The sequence below is a fragment of the Tatumella sp. JGM130 genome, assembly GCF_018257525.1.
Taxonomy (GTDB): domain Bacteria; phylum Pseudomonadota; class Gammaproteobacteria; order Enterobacterales; family Enterobacteriaceae; genus Tatumella; species Tatumella punctata.
Map to the genome: position 1 here is coordinate 136,912 of NZ_JAERJS010000001.1, position 17,312 is coordinate 154,223.

Sequence of the window (17,312 nt, forward strand, 5' to 3'; positions counted from 1 at the left end):
GCTGACAGTGGCTGCTGTTTCTGCCCGCTGCCGGGCACCTTTTCAGCAACTGCGGAGTAGCCAGTGATTGATTTACGAAGTGATACCGTTACCCGGCCGGGTACGGAGATGTTACGTAAAATGATGTCTGCACCCACCGGGGACGATGTGTATGGTGATGATCCTAGCGTCAATGCACTACAGGAAAAAGCAGCAGCATTAAGCGGTAAACAGGCCGCATTATTTTTTCCTTCCGGTACCCAGGCCAACCTGGCTGCCTTGCTCAGCCATTGCCAGCGTGGTGATGAATATATTGCCGGACAACAGGCCCACAATTATAAATATGAAGCCGGCGGTGCTGCTGTTCTGGGCAGCATACAACCCCAGCCAGTGACCGCCTGCGAGGATGGTACACTGCCACTTGACGAGATACGTCAAGCCATCAAACCCCGTGATATCCATTTTGCCCGCACACGGCTGATCAGTATCGAAAATACACATCAGGGCAAAGCATTACCCTTGCCCTGGCTGAAAGAAGTGTATGATTTTTCCCGGCAACAGCAGCTGGCATTGCATATTGATGGTGCCCGTATATTTAATGCGGCAGTCGCCACGGGTCAGCCTCTGGAGGGCCTGAGCCGATATTGTGACAGCCTGTCCATATGCTTATCAAAGGGGCTGGCCGCACCTGTCGGGTCTTTATTGTGTGGCAGCCATGAGTTTATCGAAGAAGCCTGCCGCTGGCGAAAAATGACCGGGGGCGGCATGCGTCAGGCCGGAATACTGGCAGCTGCGGGGATTTACGCACTGGACCATAATATCGACAGGCTGGCTGAAGACCATGATAACGCCTGCTGGCTGGCACAGCAGCTGACTGAGCTGGGGGTTGAAGTAGAAAGCCAGCACACGAATATGCTGTTTATCCGGCTGCCAGAGAGCATGGTCCTTCCGTTACAACAGTGGATGGATCAGCACGCCATCCGCATCAGTTTTTCACCACGTACCCGGCTGGTCACCCATATCGAAACCCGCCGCGAAGCGTTACAACAGGTAATCTCGGCCTGGAAAGCGTTTCTCCGCCAGTTACCAGACGGTTCAGCCGGATAATTATTCGCCATATTTTTGTAACAAAGCCCGTGCGATAGCCTCAGTTTGTGCATCCGCCAGGCCTGAGATCAGCGATGGCCTGAAGTGCATCTGGAAAGCCTTAATCAGCATCTGACGCTGAGAGGCAGAGAGCGTATCTCCGCTCTGGTAACCATAACGGTTTAACAACCCCAGCAGAACACGCTGGTCGGCAGGCTGTCTCGGCTGCCGGCCTGCCAGCCAGAAACGGACACTCTGGCTGTCAGGCCATGCCCCCACCCCGGCTTTTGCCAGTTTTTCCCACGGAAAGCAGGGACCGGGGTCTTGTTTACGCAGCGGTGCAATATCACTATGGCCGACAATATTCTGCGGTCGCAGGGCATAGCGGGCGATAATATCCTGCAGCAATGCTGTCAGCACCGCAATCTGCCGGGGTGAATAAGCATCACAGCGGTAACCTGCCGGGGTTCGGTAATACCCCTGGTTAACCAGTTCAATACCGATTGAAATATTATTCAGATGAGACAGGCCCCGCCAGCGGCTGTTGCCCGCGTGCCATGCAACCTGTGTTTCCGGTACCAGCTGATAACTGTCGGCGTTTATCTGCTGCCGTGCGGCCATCTCCGGGATCAGATAATGTGCACTGACCTTACCCCGGGAGAGAATATCTAAAGAACGGGCATTATCTTCTGCCGTATAATGAATAACAGCCATCTGTACCCGTGGCTGTTGTCCTGCCGCCGTTATCTGGTGGTCAACACTGTAGCCCTGACGTTGTTCAATAGGCGGCGAGTGGCATCCGCTAAGCAATATCGCCAGCCATAAGAGATAGCTTCGCGGGCGAATATCTGTTACACATTTCATAAGTTACCCCGCAAAAATATTCAACACCGGCACCGTACTTTCTGCTGTATTTCAATCCACACAAGGCATTTAAATAATTTTCAACCGCTATAATTGCATAACTATGCCGTCAACGTTACTATCAGAGCACTTTACCACTATTCAATTTTTGCGCATGAGTATTCAACTTCACGGGATTAACTGCTTTTATGGCGATCACCAGGCGCTGTTCGATATCGAACTGAATTGCCCGCAGGGCGAAACGATGGTTCTGCTCGGTCCCAGTGGTGCAGGTAAAAGCTCACTCCTCCGGGTACTCAATTTACTGGAGATGCCACGTTCCGGCGAACTTTCTATTGCCGGTAACCGGTTTAATTTTCGTAATAAACCCGCAGAAAATGAGATTCGGGAACTTCGCCGCAATGTCGGGATTGTATTTCAGCAATACAATCTGTGGCCACACCTGACGGTAATGCAGAATCTGACCGAAGCCCCCTGCCGGGTTCTCGGATTAAATAAGGCCGTTGCCAGCCAGCGTGCCAGCACCTTGCTGGAACGGCTGAAACTGACCCCCTTTGCCGGACGCTTTCCGCTGCATCTTTCAGGCGGACAGCAGCAACGTGTTGCCATTGCCAGGGCTCTGATGATGGAACCACAGGTATTATTGTTTGACGAGCCTACGGCTGCTCTTGATCCGGAAATTACCGGCCAGGTTGTCGACATTATTCGTGAGTTATCACGGACCAATATTACTCAGGTCATCGTAACTCATGAAGTGGAAGTTGCCAGAAAAACCGCCAGCCGCGTAGTTTACATGGAAAACGGGCATATTATTGAACAGGGGGATGCCAGCCATTTGAGTCAGCCACAGACCCCTGAATTCGCCAACTATCTTTCTCATTAACCGGGTAATAACTATGAAAAAAATTATTTTAGCTGCCCTGCTCGCCGGCGTAAGTTTAAGCGCATCTGCAGCAACAACTCTGCACTTTGCCACCGAAGCATCTTATCCTCCGTTTGAGTTTATCGGGGCCGATAACAAAATCCAGGGCTTTGATGTGGATCTGGCTAATGCGATTTGTAAAAAAATTGACGCTACCTGCGAGTTCAGTAATCAGTCGTTTGACAGCCTGATCCCGGGCCTGAAATTCCGCCGTTATGATGTAGTCATGGCCGGAATGGATATCACCCCTGATCGTGAAAAACAGGTACTCTTTACTCAGCCATACTACGATAACTCAGCATTATTTATCGCTCAGAAAGGAAAAGTCGCGGATATCGCGGCCCTGAAAGGAATGCGGGTCGGGGTACAGAATGGGACAACTCACCAGAAGTTCCTGACCGATAAACACCCTGAAATCACCATGGTACCTTATGACAGTTACCAGAACGCTATGCTGGACCTTGAGAATGGCCGGGTGAGCGCAGTATTCGGAGACACCGCGGTGGTTAACGAATGGCTGAAAAAAGATCCTAAATTAGCCGCCGTTGGTGCCAAAGTTACCGATAAAGACTATTTCGGTACCGGTCTGGGTATTGCCGTCCGTCAGGGCAACACGCCTTTGCAGCAGTCCCTGAATAAAGGCCTGTCAGAAGTGAAAGCTGACGGTACTTATCAGACGATCTACCACAAATGGTTCCAGCAGTAATTTCTGATGAACGAGTTACTTCCTCTCGCAAGCGCCGCCGGGATGACCGTCGGCCTTGCCGTTTGCGCATTACTGATTGGCCTGCTGCTGGCTATGCTGTTTGCTGGCTGGGAATCACTGCGGATTAAAATCCTGGCATGGCCGGGCACGCTGCTGGTTACCGTGCTGCGCGGCTTGCCGGAGATTCTGGTCGTTCTGGGGATCTATTTCGGGTCTTCCCAGCTGTTGCTGACCTTATCCGACGGATTTACCCTCCCGCTGGGCTTTACCCGGCTCCATATTCAGATGACCATTAATGACTTTAATGTCAGCCCCTTTCTTTGCGGGGTGATTGCATTATCGCTGTTGTATTCTGCTTATGCATCACAGACGTTACGTGGTGCCCTGAAAGCGATACCTGCTGGTCAGTGGGAATCAGGCCAGGCACTGGGTATGAAAAAGCTGACCATCTTCCGTCGGCTGATTTTGCCCCAGATGTGGCGGCATGCACTGCCGGGACTGGGAAATCAGTGGATGGTGCTGTTAAAGGATACGGCCCTGGTTTCGCTCATCAGTGTTAATGATCTAATGTTACAGACCAAAAGTATCGCCACCCGCACCCAGCAGCCTTTTACCTGGTATTTAATCGCTGCTGCAATTTACCTGGTTGTTACCCTGGTCAGCCAGTTTATCTTACGGCGAATAGAACAGCACACGACCCGGTTTGAACAGGAGAACGCTTAATGGCTGAGTATTTTCCTCAACTGCTGAAAGGCCTGCATATCAGCCTGTTCCTTACCCTGACGTCGATGGTGATTGCCCTGATACTGGCGGTTATTTTTACCCTGATTTTGGCACTGAAAAAACCTTTTGCCAGCCGTCTGGTCAGGATTTATATAACCCTGTTTACCGGTACGCCTTTACTGGTACAGATTTTCCTGATCTATTACGGCCCGGGTCAGTTCCCGCAATTACAACACTATCCGACACTCTGGGCATTATTATCACAGCCCTGGCTATGCGCCATCCTTGCCCTGTCCCTGAACAGTGCCGCCTATACCACCCAGTTGTTTTACGGTGCTGTCAAAGCCATTCCCTCCGGACAGTGGCAGTCCTGTGCCGCCCTCGGTATGAGTAAAGGCCAGACATTGCGTATTTTGCTGCCGTATGCTTTTAAACGCGCACTTTCGGCGTACTCAAATGAAGTGGTACTGATTTTTAAAAGTACCTCACTGGCCTATACCATCACACTGATGGATGTCATGGGTGAAGGGCAATTATTATATGGCAGAACCTACGATGTATCGGTATTTGTCGCCGCCGGTATTATTTATCTGTGTGTTAATGGATTACTGACCTTACTCATGCGCGGTGTCGAATACTATGCCCTGCGGTTTGAACGACGTAATTAGTCTGTCTGGCGGGTGGGTTCCGGCTCACCCGCACACTTCTGTCTGCCCCCTCAGTCTGTTCTTCCGGCAAGGTTGTGCCCTTTAAAGAAACCATGGCTGCTGGCAGGTATATAAAGCATCAGCAAAATAAGTACATCAGGGATTTTTTGCAGTAACAGATGACGGCCTAACTGTTGTGCGTCCTCCATATCGATACCGGGCAGTGCCCCGTCCCCCGGCCAGCAGATCACGATGACCAGCAATAACAGCAATCCCTGGCAACCGATAAACATTTTTCTTCCGCCGGGTTTGCCCGCCAGTAATGCAACCGCAGTGGCAATTTCCGATAAATATACCACCAGCACCAGGCTGAACAGCAACAGATAACCGGGTAGCAGACTTAACTGAGGTAATAGCTCACCGTGCTGAGCTCCGTCAGGCTGAAAAACAAACATCAGCAGATTAAAAAGACGCGTCAGAAGAATAGCAATCGCGGCGGCAAGCACCGGAGCCGGTAAACGTCCGGCAGAAAAAAAAGGCGTTGCTGACATAGTCGCTCCTCCTGTTAATCACAACCCGCGGGTTGTGAACCGCAATCTGTCGGCGAAATCAGTGCAGCATGGCGTGATGAAGCACAGGAGGTTGTCCGTCAGGATCATCAGGGTAAATCAGCATCCGGTTAGCAAACGCTTCCATAATAATCATAGAAATCTGAGCTTCACTTTGCTGCATAAAATAAGTGAACTGGGACAGGGTAATACCACATTCGATATTCAGGGACTGACAAACAATCAGTTTTGGCAGGGTATCATCCTGAATATCCAGAAAGGCTTTTGCCGTCAGAGAGCTGGCATTGACCTGAGACAGTTCACCCGCCAGTAATAATAAGGCCGAAGGCCTGACCTCAGCTCTGGCGGTAAACAGGATGACATTGTCCGCAATATCCAGTTTAGCATCAAAGACCCCGTCGAAATTCTGCATCGCAGGCAAATGCAAAGCCCGGCAACTATCGCATTCGAACCACTCGATATGTTGCTTATCCATCCAGTCACACAGTGTCTCAAGTTCGGGTCTGACAAGGGTATCCATATTCATATCCGGCTGAAGTGGCAGCGCAATAGATTACGCAAAAACCACCGTGAACTCCATGATATCAGGCAAAAAGCGCTATCTTAGCCACAGAACCCGGCAGTACCATCACTGCCGGTGGCGATAATCATCCGGTCTCAGCGGTTGGCCCAGCCTTGCTGGTGGAGGAAATCAAGCATAAACGGACGGTTTTCTTTGATAAGCATTCGCTGAATCATTCCGCTCCAGCTTTCCTGACGGGCATTACTGTTGCGCTGCTGATAATAGGCGAGAATATGCTGATCATATGCCTGCAGCTCTTGCGCATCCATGGGCTGGTATTGGTTGTCGTGTACCAGTAAAGATAAGGGCAGCCGGGGCTTTATCTCCGGACGATCATCAGGCCAGCCAATACATAAACCGAACAATGGTAGTACAAAACGTGGTAAATCAAGTAATTCGCTCACCTCATAAGGATGATTACGCAGGCCACCGATAAAAACCCCGCCCATCCCCAGAGATTCTGCGGCAACCATTGCATTTTGAGCCATCAGCGCCGTGTCCACACAGCCCAGCAATAATTGTTCAGCCAGACCCAGTTCGGCATCAGGACAGATTTGCTGATGGCGATTAAAGTCTGCGCAGAACACCCAGAACTCGGCAGCCTCACTTACCCAGGGCTGATGTCCTGCCAGTTCAGCCAGCGTATTCCGTTTTTCACGATCGCTGATACGAATAATTGATGAACATTGCAGAAAGCTGGAGGTTGAAGCCGACTGCGCTGCACGAAAAATTGCCTCACGTTGCTGTTCACTGACCGGTTGCGGTTTATAAGCACGGACTGAGCGATGATCGCAAAGCAGGTCGATGGTGGGGGTCATTACTCTCTCCTTGATACTGTCATTGATACTGTTACTTTTTCTGAGCCGTGTCGCGCACTAACATTGCTACAACGGTACGCCAGATCAGTACACACACTGCAGGTAATATCAGGATTACGCCGCAAAACAGACTGGCTTTTGCCAGAAAGTGATTTTCTGTCCCGGTGCCGAACGCAAAATTGCTGTTAAGTAGTACCAGGGCCATCAGGATAAAAAAAACGCCGATGAGCTCCGTGATGATCAGGCTGCGGGGTAAACGATTACTATCGGGCATTAGTTATTGCTCTCTTTTACTGATTGTGCGGCAGATACCCGCCTGTCGGGCTGATTGATAGTAACATTCAGAGTAACAGGTATTTCCTGCTTTAATTCATCTCTTCCGACAGGCATGATACACAGTCTTGACCCTATTTAAATGTGATATTACTTATTTCAGGAGATCACCATGTTTGCAGTTATTTTTGGTCGTCCGGGCTGCCCTTATTGTGTTCGTGCGAAAGAACTGGCGGAAAAACTGACCGAACAACGTGAAGATTTTAGCTATCGCTATGTCGACATTCAGGCAGAAGGGATCACTAAAGCTGACCTGGAAAAAACCGTCGGTAAACCGGTAGAAACCGTACCACAAATCTTCCTTGACCAGCTGCATGTCGGTGGGTTCACTGAATTTCAGGCCTATGCGAAAGAAAATCTGGGATTATTCCAGTAAATGCTGACCAGGGGGCAGGGATTATCCTGCACCCTGCGCTTTTTTACCGCCTGTTTTACCGGTATTTTTCATCTTTTTTCCCTGAGCCACTGATAGCCTGCCTGCAGAAATCCGTTTAGAATAACGCCTTTCCGTCAACGGTATCCCTCGTCCCTGATCGGCCGCTGACTTTATTGTTCCTTCCTTTTTGCGGATAAGAAGTTAATTTGTGAACATCAACGTCGTCAACCTGCTGAGTGCCAATGACGTCCTGCTGTTATTCGTTGTGCTTTCTCTGGGGCTTTGTCTGGGGAAACTCCGTATCGGCAGTATTCAGCTCGGCAGTTCTATCGGGGTATTGGTCATGTCACTGTTACTTGGACAGCAACATTTTTCGATCAATACCAATGCGTTAAGCCTTGGATTTATGTTGTTTATCTTTTGTGTCGGGGTGGAAGCCGGGCCTAACTTTTTTTCTATCTTTTTCCGCGACGGGAAAAACTATTTTATGCTGGCATCAGTGATGGTGATCAGCGCACTGCTGCTGGCCCTGGGGTTAGGTAAAGCTTTCCACTGGGATATCGGCCTGACTGCCGGGATGCTGGCCGGTTCAATGACATCAACGCCGGTATTAGTCGGTGCCGGAGATACACTCCGTCAGAGTGTCAGTGACGGTAAACAACTGACACTTATGCAGGATCACCTCAGTCTCGGTTACGCTCTGACCTACCTGATAGGGCTGGTCAGTCTAATCCTCGGTGCCCGTTACCTGCCAAGGTTACAACACCAGGATTTACCGACCAGTGCCCAGCAGATTGCCCGTGAACGCGGGCTGGATGCAGATAGTCAGCGCAAAGTATTTTTACCGGTAATCCGGGCTTACCGTGTCGGTCTGGAACTGGTCGAATGGAGTGACGGGAAAAACCTGCGTGAGCTGGGTATCTACCGGCAAACCGGTTGTTATATCGAGCGGATCAGACGTAATGGTATTCTGGCCAGTCCGGACGGTGATGCGGTACTGCAACAAGGGGATGATATTTCTCTGGTTGGCTATCCTGATGCCCATGCACGGCTGGATCCGAGTTTTCGTCATGGTAAAGAAGTTTTTGATCGTGAACTGCTGGATATGCGTATTGTCACCGAAGAAATTGTGGTGAAAAACCATAATGCGGTGAATAAAAGACTGGGTAAACTGCGTTTAACGGATCATGGTTGTTTCCTTAACCGCGTGATCCGTAACCAGATCGAAATGCCTATTGATGACGATATTATCCTCAATAAAGGCGATATTCTCCAGGTGAGCGGGGAAGCGAAACGGGTAAAGAGTATTGCTGACCGGATTGGCTTTATTGCCATTCATAGTCAGGTCACCGATCTGCTGGCTTTCTGTGCATTTTTTGTGGTTGGCCTGATGATCGGTATGATCACTTTCCAGTTCAGTAATTTTAACGTTGGTATCGGTAATGCGGCCGGGTTACTGTTCGCCGGTATTATGCTGGGATTTTTACGTGCGAACCATCCTACTTTTGGCTATATCCCGCAGGGCGCATTAACGATGGTCAAAGAGTTTGGTCTGATGGTATTTATGGCCGGGGTCGGCCTGAGTGCAGGCAGTGGTATTAATCATGGTCTTGGTAACGCGGGCCTGGCTATGTTGCTGTGTGGTTTACTGGTCAGCCTGATTCCGGTGGTCATCGCTTATTTATTTGGTGCTTATGTACTGCGTATGAACCGCGCCATGCTGTTCGGGGCGCTGATGGGTGCCAGAACCTGTGCCCCGGCGATGGAAATCATTACCGATACAGCACGCAGCAGTATCCCTGCCCTTGGTTATGCGGGTACCTATGCCATAGCCAACGTGTTACTGACGCTGGCCGGCACACTTATCGTGCTACTCTGGCCTCTGACCGGCTGAATTTAAAAAGGGACAGCGAACTTTCTCTGTCCCGGACCGTCATAACCTGTGCCACTGCTTTTCTTTAAAACCCCGTCACTTCAGGGTCCCGCCAGTTCACTGGCGGGTTTTTCTTTTTGTGTCGGAGCAACAATGCCTCCCCGGACCTCGCATTTTGTGTGGTTGTGTAACAAAAGCACAGATAAACAAGAATTAAGACCAGGATTATTTACTTTCTGTCGCGTTGTTTTATGCTGTTAAGCTAGCCTTAATCACCCGATGGTAATATGACGCTCTGATTTATATAAATCACTGACGCCAAGCACTGTTGTATCACGCTGAATGATGAAAGGACCGCCTGAACACCATGGAAAACCTTAACCACATCCTGTTCCTGTGGATTAACGCCACACCGGACTCCCCCCGGGCAATCATCGAACTGGCTCTTTTCTTCGCCAAAGACCTGATTGCAATAGTCCCGTTACTGATCGTTGCTCTGTGGTTATGGGGGCCAGACAGGAAGGTCACCAGCCAGCGGGTACTGGTATTAAAAACAGCGACAGCGCTGGTGTATGCCCTGGGGATTGCCACTGTGGTTGCCTTTATTTATCCGCATCCGCGCCCGTTCGCTATCGGCCTCGGGTATCAGTTTCTCAGTCACAGCGCTGATGGTTCCTACCCGAGCGATCACGGCACTGTTATTTTCACAGTTGCCCTGGCATTTATCTGCTGGCACAGATTATGGTCGGGTGTGATCCTGATGGTGGCAGGTATCGCCATTGCCTGGTCAAGGGTCTACCTCGGAGTTCACTGGCCACTGGATATGCTGGGTGGTTTTCTGGTGGGAATGCTTGGCTGCATCGCTTCTCAATGCGGATGGTCCCTGTACGGCGAGCGGCTGTTATCTTTAGCAGGCACCCTCTATAGCCGGTTATTTGGCCCATTGATCCGCAAAGGATGGGTTCACCCTTAAACCTCTGTTACGGGCAAAGCGATCAGGCTTTGCCCGTTCTCATAATCAGCCAAACCATTTCTGATATAGCGTGCTGATTTTCATACTTATAAAGTCCAGGATACGACTAAAAAAGCTCCCCTGTTTCACTTCTTCCATAACCACCAGCGGCTTCTGATCAATTACCTTGCCCCCGAGCTGGAAGTTGACAGTCCCGACAACCTGCCCTTTATTCAGCGGCGCTTCCAGGACCGGTGTGTTCAGGGTGTAACCCGCTTTCAGATTATTGACCTGGCCTCTCGGCAAGGTGACCGCTGTATTCGCCATCACTCCTAAATCTGCATATTTGCTGTCACCATACCAGACTCGCTGCTGAACAAAGGGTTTGTCGGCTTTTATCGGAAATACTGTTTCATAATAGCGGAAACCCCAGTTGAGTAATTTCTCACTTTCCCTGAACCGGATAGCATCCGTTTTAGCACCCAGAACTACGGAGATCAGCCGCATATTCCCCGACGTCGCGGATGCCACCAGGTTATTACCGGCGCCCGAGGTATAACCTGTTTTAATACCATCAACCTGTAAGTCAGTACTCCACAGCAGCCGGTTACGGTTAGGCTGACGTATATTATTAAAGGAAAATTCTTTTTCCTTGTTTAATGCATACTCGTCGGGAACATCACGGATTAAAGCCTGGCCAATCAGTGCCATATCACGAGCTGTACTGTATTGTCCCGGTTCATCCAGTCCATGAACTGTTGAAAAATGCGTATTCTGCAATCCCAGTTGTTTTACATAGTTATTCATCAGGTCGATAAACGCACTCTGACTTCCGGCAACATAATCAGCTAATGCAATGCAGGCATCATTGCCGGACTGAATCACGATGCCTTTATTTAAATCAGAGACCGATACCTGATCTCCGGGTTTTAAAAACATCAGCGAAGAACCACGCAGTTTAGGATTACCGGTTGCCCAGGCATCCTGCCCGATGGAGACCATATCCGTAGATTTTATTTTCCCGGATTTTAAAGCCTGACCCACCACATAACTGGTCATCATTTTGGTCAGACTGGCAGGGTCAAGCCGGTCATCGGCATGGGATTCTGCCAGTACTTTACCGCTGTTGTAGTCCATCAGGATCCATGCTTTGGCATCGATCTGCGGGGCATCAGCGGGTTGATCTGCATGCGCCAGCACCGGGGAGACCAGTAACAGAGCTATCATCACGGCGCGATATCGGGGGGAGTGACATGTCTTTTGCATGATTAACAGTCCGTCCTTGTTAAAAGAGATAAGTTTCGAAAATGTGGTTCATCCGCAGGATTTTATCAACCAGAACTTAACTGTTGTTGAGCCGGTAAATACATTTCCTGAATGACCTCAGGAATCGCTGAGCACACCGGAAGGATATTCAGCACCGGTATAAACTCTGCTGAGTTGTTCACTGGACTATCAATAACATAAGCCCGCAGGGATTGTATACTTTGCCGCCTCTCTTTACCAAAAGCATACATACGAAAATTTCCGACCAGAGACAGGCTGTTAGCTGATTTTTCCACAGAGACTTTTTCTCCGGGCCGGATAACTTCACTGACCACGGCTGATGCTCACTCTGCCGACTGAAACCGACATGACGTCACTATAACCATACATTAATCACGCTGAAACATAACGAGGAAATACTCAAAGTAGCATAAATGATATTACAGATACTTATTCAGCAATACTTTTTGGCAGCGGATCCTGCCGGCTATTGTTACCCTCTCCGGTGGCTAAAATGCTATTCTTAGTGTGTGATCTGTATTACCGGACAAGGTAAATATACACTTGCCCTCCGCGCATCGTTAACCTGGCAGGAGCCACTATGGAACCTTATACTTCCGGACTTATCTCTTTGGAAGATGCACAGCATTTAATCCAGCTACAAATCTCTCCCATCCGTGACAAGCTTCAACTGGCACTGAATGATGCGGCCGGAAGAATCACCGCCGATCCGGTGATTTCACCCATGGCTGTACCCGGATTTGATAATTCAGCGATGGATGGTTATGCCGTCCGCCTGGATGACCTGGCTCTGTCACGGCCATTACCGGTTGCCGGTAAAGCGCTGGCAGGAAATCCGTTTAACGGCGAATGGCCACGGGGTACCGTCATCCGCATTATGACCGGAGCACCGGTGCCTGCCGGTACCGATGCGGTTGTTATGCAGGAACAGGCCAATAGCAGTGAACAGGGAATAACGTTTACCGCTGAGGTGGTTGCCGGACAAAATATCCGTCGTACCGGAGAGGATATCCGTGCCGGTGACCAGATTCTGGAAGCGGGTGTCCGGCTGGGCGCTTCACAACTGCCATTACTCGCATCTTTAGGGATCAGCGAGGTCAGCGTATTACGTAAACTGCGGGTCGCTATATTTTCGACCGGTGATGAACTGGTGCCGGTAGGGCAGCCACTGCAGGCAGGGCAATTGTACGATACTAACCGGTTTGCTATCCGTCTGATGCTGGAAAAACTGGGTTGTGAGGTGGTCGATTTAGGCATCATCGCCGATGATCAGCAGTTACTGAAACAGGCCTTTGAGGAAGCCAACCGTCAGGCCGATGTAGTCATCAGTACCGGCGGGGTTTCGGTCGGGGAAGCCGATTTCACCCGCGATATGCTTGAAGCGCTGGGCACCGTCACTTTCTGGAAACTGGCAATCAAGCCCGGTAAGCCTTTTGCTTTTGGTCGTCTGTCAGAAAGCTGGTTTTGTGGCTTGCCCGGCAATCCTGTTTCCGCGGTAGTCACGTTCTATCAGCTGGTACAGCCAATGCTGGCGCGTTTACTCGGCCAGCAGCACAGCGGACTCGCCGCCCGTTTAACCGCCAGAACCAGTACATCACTGCGGAAAATGCCTGGCAGGATTGATTTTCAGCGTGGATATTTTTCTGCCACAGCAGATGGCACCCTGCAGGTTACCCCTGCCCCGCACCAGGGGTCGCATATATTCAGTTCATTTTCTAAAGCCAACTGTTTTATTGTGCTGGAACGTGAACGGGGAGCCGTTCAGAGCGGTGAAAATGTCACGATTGAGCCTTTTAATGATCTGCTGAGTGACTGAGCCATGATGCCACTGAATGATGCAGAAATTATGCGTTACAACCGTCAGCTGGTATTACAGGGGTTTGACTTTGACCGCCAGGAACAGTTGAAGGCATCAAAAGTGTTAGTTGCAGGCCTGGGTGGGCTCGGCTCTGCCGCAGCCCCCTGGCTGGTGTCTGCGGGGGTCGGACAGTTAACGTTACTGGATTTTGACACCGTATCTTTGTCCAACCTGCAACGGCAGATTTTACATAACGATGATACTCTCGGGATGGCAAAAACCGACTCTGCCGTGTTGTCATTACAGAAGCTGAACCCCTGGGTCACTCTCACACCCCTCTGTCAGCAATTAACCAATGATAATGCGGATGCCCTGGTACAGCATCACCATGCGGTTCTTGACTGCAGTGATAATGTTACCACCCGTGAATACCTGAACGCGGCATGCTATCGCCATAAAATCCCCTTAATCTCCGGGGCAGCTATCCGTATGGAAGGACAGCTAACCGTCTTTCGCTGGCAGAAAGGTGAACCCTGCTACCGTTGCATGAGCCGGTTGTTTGGCGATCAGACACTAAGCTGTGTCGAAGCAGGTGTAATGGCTCCGCTGGTCGGTGTTATTGGTGCGATGCAGGCCATGGAAACCTTGAAAGTGCTTACGGGTTATGGTGACAGCCGGGGCGGAAAAATCCTGCTGTATGACGCAATGACGGCCCGGTTTCGTGAAATGCGCCTGCAGCCCGATCCTGATTGCGAAATTTGTGGTCAGCCTGCTCAGTAATTCCCCTCTGCTACAGGCTAAGGCTTGCCTGAGGCCTTAGCCTGGTGTTCGGGAGCTACCCGGAGGCTTATCGCCGCCGGGTATTCTCCTGTTGCGGGAAATCAGGCAATCCCCTGACTACGCAGATAATCATCATAGCTGCCAGTGAAGTCGGTAATACCCTCAGCTTTTATCTCAATCACACGTGTGGCCAGTGAGCTGACGAATTCACGGTCATGAGAAACGAAGATCAGCGTTCCTTCATACATCTCCAGTGCCATATTCAGGGATTCGATAGATTCCATATCCAGGTGGTTGGTAGGTTCATCCATTACCAGCACATTTGGCCGGGCCATCATCAGCTTACCGAACAGCATGCGGCCTTTCTCACCACCTGACAGCACTTTTGCCGGTTTCTTAATATCATCCTGAGAAAATAACAGCCTGCCAAGAATACCACGCACTGCCTGCTCGTCGTCACCTTCCTGTTTCCACTGGCTCATCCAGTCGAAGACGGTCAGATCATTAGCAAAGTCAGCCGCATGGTCCTGGGCATAATATCCCTGCAAGACATTTTCCGACCATTTCACGGTGCCGTTATCCGGCGCAACTTCCCCCATCAGGGTTTTCAGCAGTGTGGTTTTACCAATACCATTGGCACCGATAATTGCGACCTTTTCCCCGACTTCCAGTAATAAATTAAGACGGTTAAATAATGGTCCCTTATCAAAACCTTTACTTAATTCTTCCGTTTGCAATGCATTACGGAATAATTTTTTATCCTGTTCGAAACGGATAAAAGGGTTCTGACGGCTGGATGCTTTAACTTCATCCAGTTTAATTTTATCTATTTGTTTGGCTCGTGATGTTGCCTGGCGGGATTTAGAGGCATTGGCACTAAAGCGGCTCACGAAGGACTGTAATTCAGCGATCTGTGCTTTCTTTTTCGCATTATCTGATAATAAACGATCACGGGCCTGAGTTGCCGCAGTCATATACTCATCATAATTTCCGGCATAGACCCGCAGTTCACCGTAATCCAGATCCGCCATATGCGTACATACCATATTCAGAAAGTGGCGATCGTGGGAAATGATCACCATGGTACTGTTACGCTCGTTTAATACCTGCTCAAGCCAGCGGATAGTATCTATATCCAGGTTGTTGGTTGGCTCATCCAGCAACAATATATCAGGGTTAGAAAACAGCGCCTGTGCCAGTAACACACGTAATTTCCATCCTGGTGCAACTTCGCTCATGGGGCCGTAATGCTGTTCCTGAGGGATGCCCACACCTGATAATAGTTCTCCTGCCCGGGCTTCTGCAGTGTATCCATCCATTTCACCATACTGAACTTCCAGTTCAGCCACTTTATAACCTTCATCTTCACTCATTTCAGGTAAAGAATAAATACGGTCACGTTCCTGTTTTACTTCCCAGAGTTCATTATGCCCCATAATGACCGTATCAAGGACCGTAAAGTTTTCGAACGCAAACTGATCCTGGCGTAATTTACCAATCCGCTCATTAGGATCGTAAGAGACATTTCCGGCACTTGGCTGTAAATCACCGCCCAGGATCTTCATAAACGTTGACTTACCGCTGCCGTTGGCACCAATTAAACCATAACGATTCCCTCCGCCGAACTTTACAGAGATATTTTCAAACAATGGCTTACTGCCAAACTGCATCGTCACATTACTGGTTACTAACACGGGATAGCCTTATAGATAAATCGGATTCAGGAAAAATTGTGGTTCAGAAAGCCAGACGGTTGCTGTACTTTCTGACACAGCGAGATTCAGTGATCTTATATAACAGCAGACAGTACCATTTGCTAAAAGTAACTGAAACAATAACCGACGGATTTTATGTCAGTTGTCTGCTCTGGCCTGTACTGCGTCTTAATCACGTGACTGATAAAAGCAAAAAAGCCAGTAACAGAATGTCACTGGCTCTCCCACTAACAAGGAGTTTGCACCTGATTAGATCAGGAAATCGTCCAGGCTTTTACCTTCGTCCAGCGCTTTTTTGATCGCGGCTGGTGTACGGCCCTGGCCGGTCCATGATTTAGTTTCACCGTTTTCATCGGTGTATTTATATTTAGCAGGACGCGGGGCGCGTTTTACACGTTTTTTGCTCACCTCAATTGAACCCAGTAATTCGTTAGGGTCAATACCGTCGGCCAGCAACATTTCACGGTACTTAGTCAGTTTTTCTTCTTTCTCACGATTCTGAGCTTGTTCAGCTTCAATTTCTTCGCGACGTTCATTAACAACAACAGTCAGTTTTTCCAGAACTTCTTCCAGATCACTTAATGCCAGGTCACGGGCCTGCGCACGCAGAGTACGAATGTTATTGAGAACTTTAAATGCATCACTCATCATATTTTCCTTGCTTATCCGGGTACAAATAACTGTGGAGCTGAGGTTACCTAATTTAAATAAAAAAATAAATAGCCGAATACTGATTATAAAATTTAAATTTTAAATTTAGCATTATCGGTTACAGGCTGAATAAAAATTAACGCTCATTTAACAGTGCTGCAGATAACCAGCTCTCCGGTACTCCCTCTTAGCATAACCCCGTAAGCAAGATAACTCTTATAGAAAATGATAACGGCGGACATTACATTCCGCAGACATTAATTACTTAAATCTTCTTTTCTAATCATAACATGACAATTGAAGCTGAATTTTGTACCTGATATTGCAACGCATTACCAATACAACTAATCAAAATTCAGACAGATAACCTTCCGGGCTGTAAGCTTATTATGCCACATACAGACTCTCGCTGAGTGGTTAATGGTTTTGTTGAATCGTTTGCGTCACTACAGGCAAAGGAATAGTGCCGTTTCTTCCTGAGATTAAATATCACAGAATATATACAGAAAAATATTATGTTTTCAGCCGGATATAAAAATAATCCGAACTGACAGCAGGCTTCTCAGGAAGTTTATAGCAACAACTGAAAAAGTAATCTGTTGGCTGTTATCTGAGGACAAAAAAAACAACCACACGTCACCGCGGGTTGTCTTAAGTGATTGCTATCGGAG

Annotated in this window: 19 protein-coding genes; 10 read left to right on the forward strand and 9 right to left on the reverse strand. The window is 49.1% G+C overall.

From position 1 onward, the window contains the following. The first annotated feature begins 63 nt into the window (after positions 1-63). On the forward strand, positions 64-1,086 hold the full coding sequence (ltaE, locus tag JK211_RS00565) for a low-specificity L-threonine aldolase (RefSeq protein WP_212706719.1): 1,023 nt from the start codon (positions 64-66) through the stop codon (positions 1,084-1,086). On the opposite strand, the gene JK211_RS00570 is transcribed toward ltaE, so the two are convergent. Continuing rightward, a complete protein-coding gene (locus JK211_RS00570) occupies positions 1,087-1,929 on the reverse strand; it encodes an N-acetylmuramoyl-L-alanine amidase (protein ID WP_249212912.1) in 843 nt (280 codons plus the stop codon). It abuts the gene before it with no gap. Positions 1,930-2,083: 154 nt separating this feature from the next. Here JK211_RS00570 and artP point away from each other — a divergent pair, with 154 nt between their 5' ends. From artP to artM, 4 genes are read left to right on the forward strand one after another with little or no spacing between them, the layout of a single operon-like run. Next, complete coding sequence (gene artP, locus JK211_RS00575; protein WP_212706720.1) at positions 2,084-2,812, forward strand: arginine ABC transporter ATP-binding protein ArtP; 729 nt, start codon at positions 2,084-2,086, stop codon at positions 2,810-2,812. A gap of 13 nt (positions 2,813-2,825) precedes the next feature. Further along, entirely contained in the window at positions 2,826-3,557 is a 732-nt protein-coding gene (gene artJ, locus JK211_RS00580) for an arginine ABC transporter substrate-binding protein (RefSeq protein ID WP_212706721.1), read from the forward strand. Positions 3,558-3,563: 6 nt separating this feature from the next. Continuing rightward, on the forward strand, positions 3,564-4,280 hold the full coding sequence (gene artQ / locus JK211_RS00585; protein ID WP_212706722.1) for an arginine ABC transporter permease ArtQ: 717 nt from the start codon (positions 3,564-3,566) through the stop codon (positions 4,278-4,280). Then, entirely contained in the window at positions 4,280-4,948 is a 669-nt protein-coding gene (gene artM, locus JK211_RS00590; protein WP_212706723.1) for an arginine ABC transporter permease ArtM, read from the forward strand. Before artQ ends, artM begins: the two co-directional genes overlap by 1 nt. Before the next feature lie 50 nt (positions 4,949-4,998). Here artM and JK211_RS00595 read toward each other — a convergent pair whose 3' ends face one another. The 4 genes from JK211_RS00595 to JK211_RS00610 all read right to left on the reverse strand — a co-directional run bounded on the left by JK211_RS00595 (position 4,999) and on the right by JK211_RS00610 (position 7,150). Beyond that, the gene (locus tag JK211_RS00595) at positions 4,999-5,478 is read right to left on the reverse strand and encodes a YbjO family protein (RefSeq protein WP_212706724.1); all 480 of its coding nucleotides are present in this window, start codon (positions 5,476-5,478) and stop codon (positions 4,999-5,001) included. A gap of 58 nt (positions 5,479-5,536) precedes the next feature. Continuing rightward, complete coding sequence (locus JK211_RS00600; RefSeq protein ID WP_212706725.1) at positions 5,537-6,016, reverse strand: YbjN domain-containing protein; 480 nt, start codon at positions 6,014-6,016, stop codon at positions 5,537-5,539. Between the two features lie 137 nt (positions 6,017-6,153). Continuing rightward, positions 6,154-6,876, reverse strand: a complete 723-nt coding sequence (nfsA, locus tag JK211_RS00605) for an oxygen-insensitive NADPH nitroreductase (protein WP_212706726.1) — start codon at positions 6,874-6,876, stop codon at positions 6,154-6,156. A gap of 31 nt (positions 6,877-6,907) precedes the next feature. Then, the gene (locus JK211_RS00610) at positions 6,908-7,150 is read right to left on the reverse strand and encodes a DUF1418 family protein (RefSeq protein WP_212706727.1); all 243 of its coding nucleotides are present in this window, start codon (positions 7,148-7,150) and stop codon (positions 6,908-6,910) included. A gap of 171 nt (positions 7,151-7,321) precedes the next feature. Between JK211_RS00610 and JK211_RS00615 the strand changes: the two genes are divergently transcribed. The 3 genes from JK211_RS00615 to ybjG all read left to right on the forward strand — a co-directional run bounded on the left by JK211_RS00615 (position 7,322) and on the right by ybjG (position 10,431). Then, complete coding sequence (locus tag JK211_RS00615; RefSeq protein ID WP_212706728.1) at positions 7,322-7,585, forward strand: GrxA family glutaredoxin; 264 nt, start codon at positions 7,322-7,324, stop codon at positions 7,583-7,585. A 208-nt stretch (positions 7,586-7,793) separates the two neighbouring features. After that, positions 7,794-9,479, forward strand: coding sequence for an aspartate:alanine antiporter (locus JK211_RS00620; RefSeq protein WP_212706729.1), 1,686 nt, complete (start codon positions 7,794-7,796; stop codon positions 9,477-9,479). A gap of 346 nt (positions 9,480-9,825) precedes the next feature. After that, positions 9,826-10,431, forward strand: a complete 606-nt coding sequence (ybjG, locus tag JK211_RS00625; protein ID WP_212706730.1) for an undecaprenyl-diphosphate phosphatase — start codon at positions 9,826-9,828, stop codon at positions 10,429-10,431. Between the two features lie 45 nt (positions 10,432-10,476). Here the strand turns inward: ybjG and JK211_RS00630 are convergent, their stop codons facing one another. Next, positions 10,477-11,676 carry a serine hydrolase gene (locus tag JK211_RS00630; RefSeq protein WP_212706731.1) on the reverse strand — a complete coding sequence of 400 codons (1,200 nt, stop codon included), beginning with the start codon at positions 11,674-11,676 and terminating at the stop codon, positions 10,477-10,479. Positions 11,677-11,741: 65 nt separating this feature from the next. Next, a complete protein-coding gene (locus JK211_RS00635; protein ID WP_212706732.1) occupies positions 11,742-11,972 on the reverse strand; it encodes a hypothetical protein in 231 nt (76 codons plus the stop codon). 305 nt (positions 11,973-12,277) lie between these two features. Between JK211_RS00635 and moeA the strand changes: the two genes are divergently transcribed. Together moeA and JK211_RS00645 are read left to right on the forward strand one after the other, a co-directional pair. Beyond that, a complete protein-coding gene (gene moeA / locus JK211_RS00640; protein WP_212706733.1) occupies positions 12,278-13,513 on the forward strand; it encodes a molybdopterin molybdotransferase MoeA in 1,236 nt (411 codons plus the stop codon). A 3-nt stretch (positions 13,514-13,516) separates the two neighbouring features. After that, complete coding sequence (locus JK211_RS00645) at positions 13,517-14,275, forward strand: molybdopterin-synthase adenylyltransferase MoeB (protein ID WP_212706734.1); 759 nt, start codon at positions 13,517-13,519, stop codon at positions 14,273-14,275. Between the two features lie 101 nt (positions 14,276-14,376). Here JK211_RS00645 and JK211_RS00650 read toward each other — a convergent pair whose 3' ends face one another. Next, positions 14,377-15,969: an ABC-F family ATPase gene (locus JK211_RS00650; RefSeq protein WP_212706735.1), complete on the reverse strand. Its 1,593-nt coding sequence runs from the start codon at positions 15,967-15,969 to the stop codon at positions 14,377-14,379. Between the two features lie 270 nt (positions 15,970-16,239). After that, positions 16,240-16,638, reverse strand: a complete 399-nt coding sequence (locus JK211_RS00655; protein ID WP_212706799.1) for an H-NS family nucleoid-associated regulatory protein — start codon at positions 16,636-16,638, stop codon at positions 16,240-16,242. Positions 16,639-17,312: the final 674 nt, after the last annotated feature.

Excerpts from the sequence above, each read along its gene's own strand:
- JK211_RS00570 (WP_249212912.1), bottom strand. The coding sequence starts at position 1,929 with ATGAAATGTGTAACAGATATTCGCCCGCGAAGCTATCTCTTATGGCTG.
- artP (WP_212706720.1), top strand. The coding sequence starts at position 2,084 with ATGAGTATTCAACTTCACGGGATTAACTGCTTTTATGGCGATCACCAG.
- artJ (WP_212706721.1), top strand. The coding sequence starts at position 2,826 with ATGAAAAAAATTATTTTAGCTGCCCTGCTCGCCGGCGTAAGTTTAAGC.
- artQ (WP_212706722.1), top strand. The coding sequence starts at position 3,564 with ATGAACGAGTTACTTCCTCTCGCAAGCGCCGCCGGGATGACCGTCGGC.
- artM (WP_212706723.1), top strand. The coding sequence starts at position 4,280 with ATGGCTGAGTATTTTCCTCAACTGCTGAAAGGCCTGCATATCAGCCTG.
- JK211_RS00595 (WP_212706724.1), bottom strand. The coding sequence starts at position 5,478 with ATGTCAGCAACGCCTTTTTTTTCTGCCGGACGTTTACCGGCTCCGGTG.
- JK211_RS00600 (WP_212706725.1), bottom strand. The coding sequence starts at position 6,016 with ATGGATACCCTTGTCAGACCCGAACTTGAGACACTGTGTGACTGGATG.
- nfsA (WP_212706726.1), bottom strand. The coding sequence starts at position 6,876 with ATGACCCCCACCATCGACCTGCTTTGCGATCATCGCTCAGTCCGTGCT.
- JK211_RS00610 (WP_212706727.1), bottom strand. The coding sequence starts at position 7,150 with ATGCCCGATAGTAATCGTTTACCCCGCAGCCTGATCATCACGGAGCTC.
- JK211_RS00615 (WP_212706728.1), top strand. The coding sequence starts at position 7,322 with ATGTTTGCAGTTATTTTTGGTCGTCCGGGCTGCCCTTATTGTGTTCGT.
- ybjG (WP_212706730.1), top strand. The coding sequence starts at position 9,826 with ATGGAAAACCTTAACCACATCCTGTTCCTGTGGATTAACGCCACACCG.
- JK211_RS00630 (WP_212706731.1), bottom strand. The coding sequence starts at position 11,676 with ATGCAAAAGACATGTCACTCCCCCCGATATCGCGCCGTGATGATAGCT.
- moeA (WP_212706733.1), top strand. The coding sequence starts at position 12,278 with ATGGAACCTTATACTTCCGGACTTATCTCTTTGGAAGATGCACAGCAT.
- JK211_RS00645 (WP_212706734.1), top strand. The coding sequence starts at position 13,517 with ATGATGCCACTGAATGATGCAGAAATTATGCGTTACAACCGTCAGCTG.
- JK211_RS00655 (WP_212706799.1), bottom strand. The coding sequence starts at position 16,638 with ATGAGTGATGCATTTAAAGTTCTCAATAACATTCGTACTCTGCGTGCG.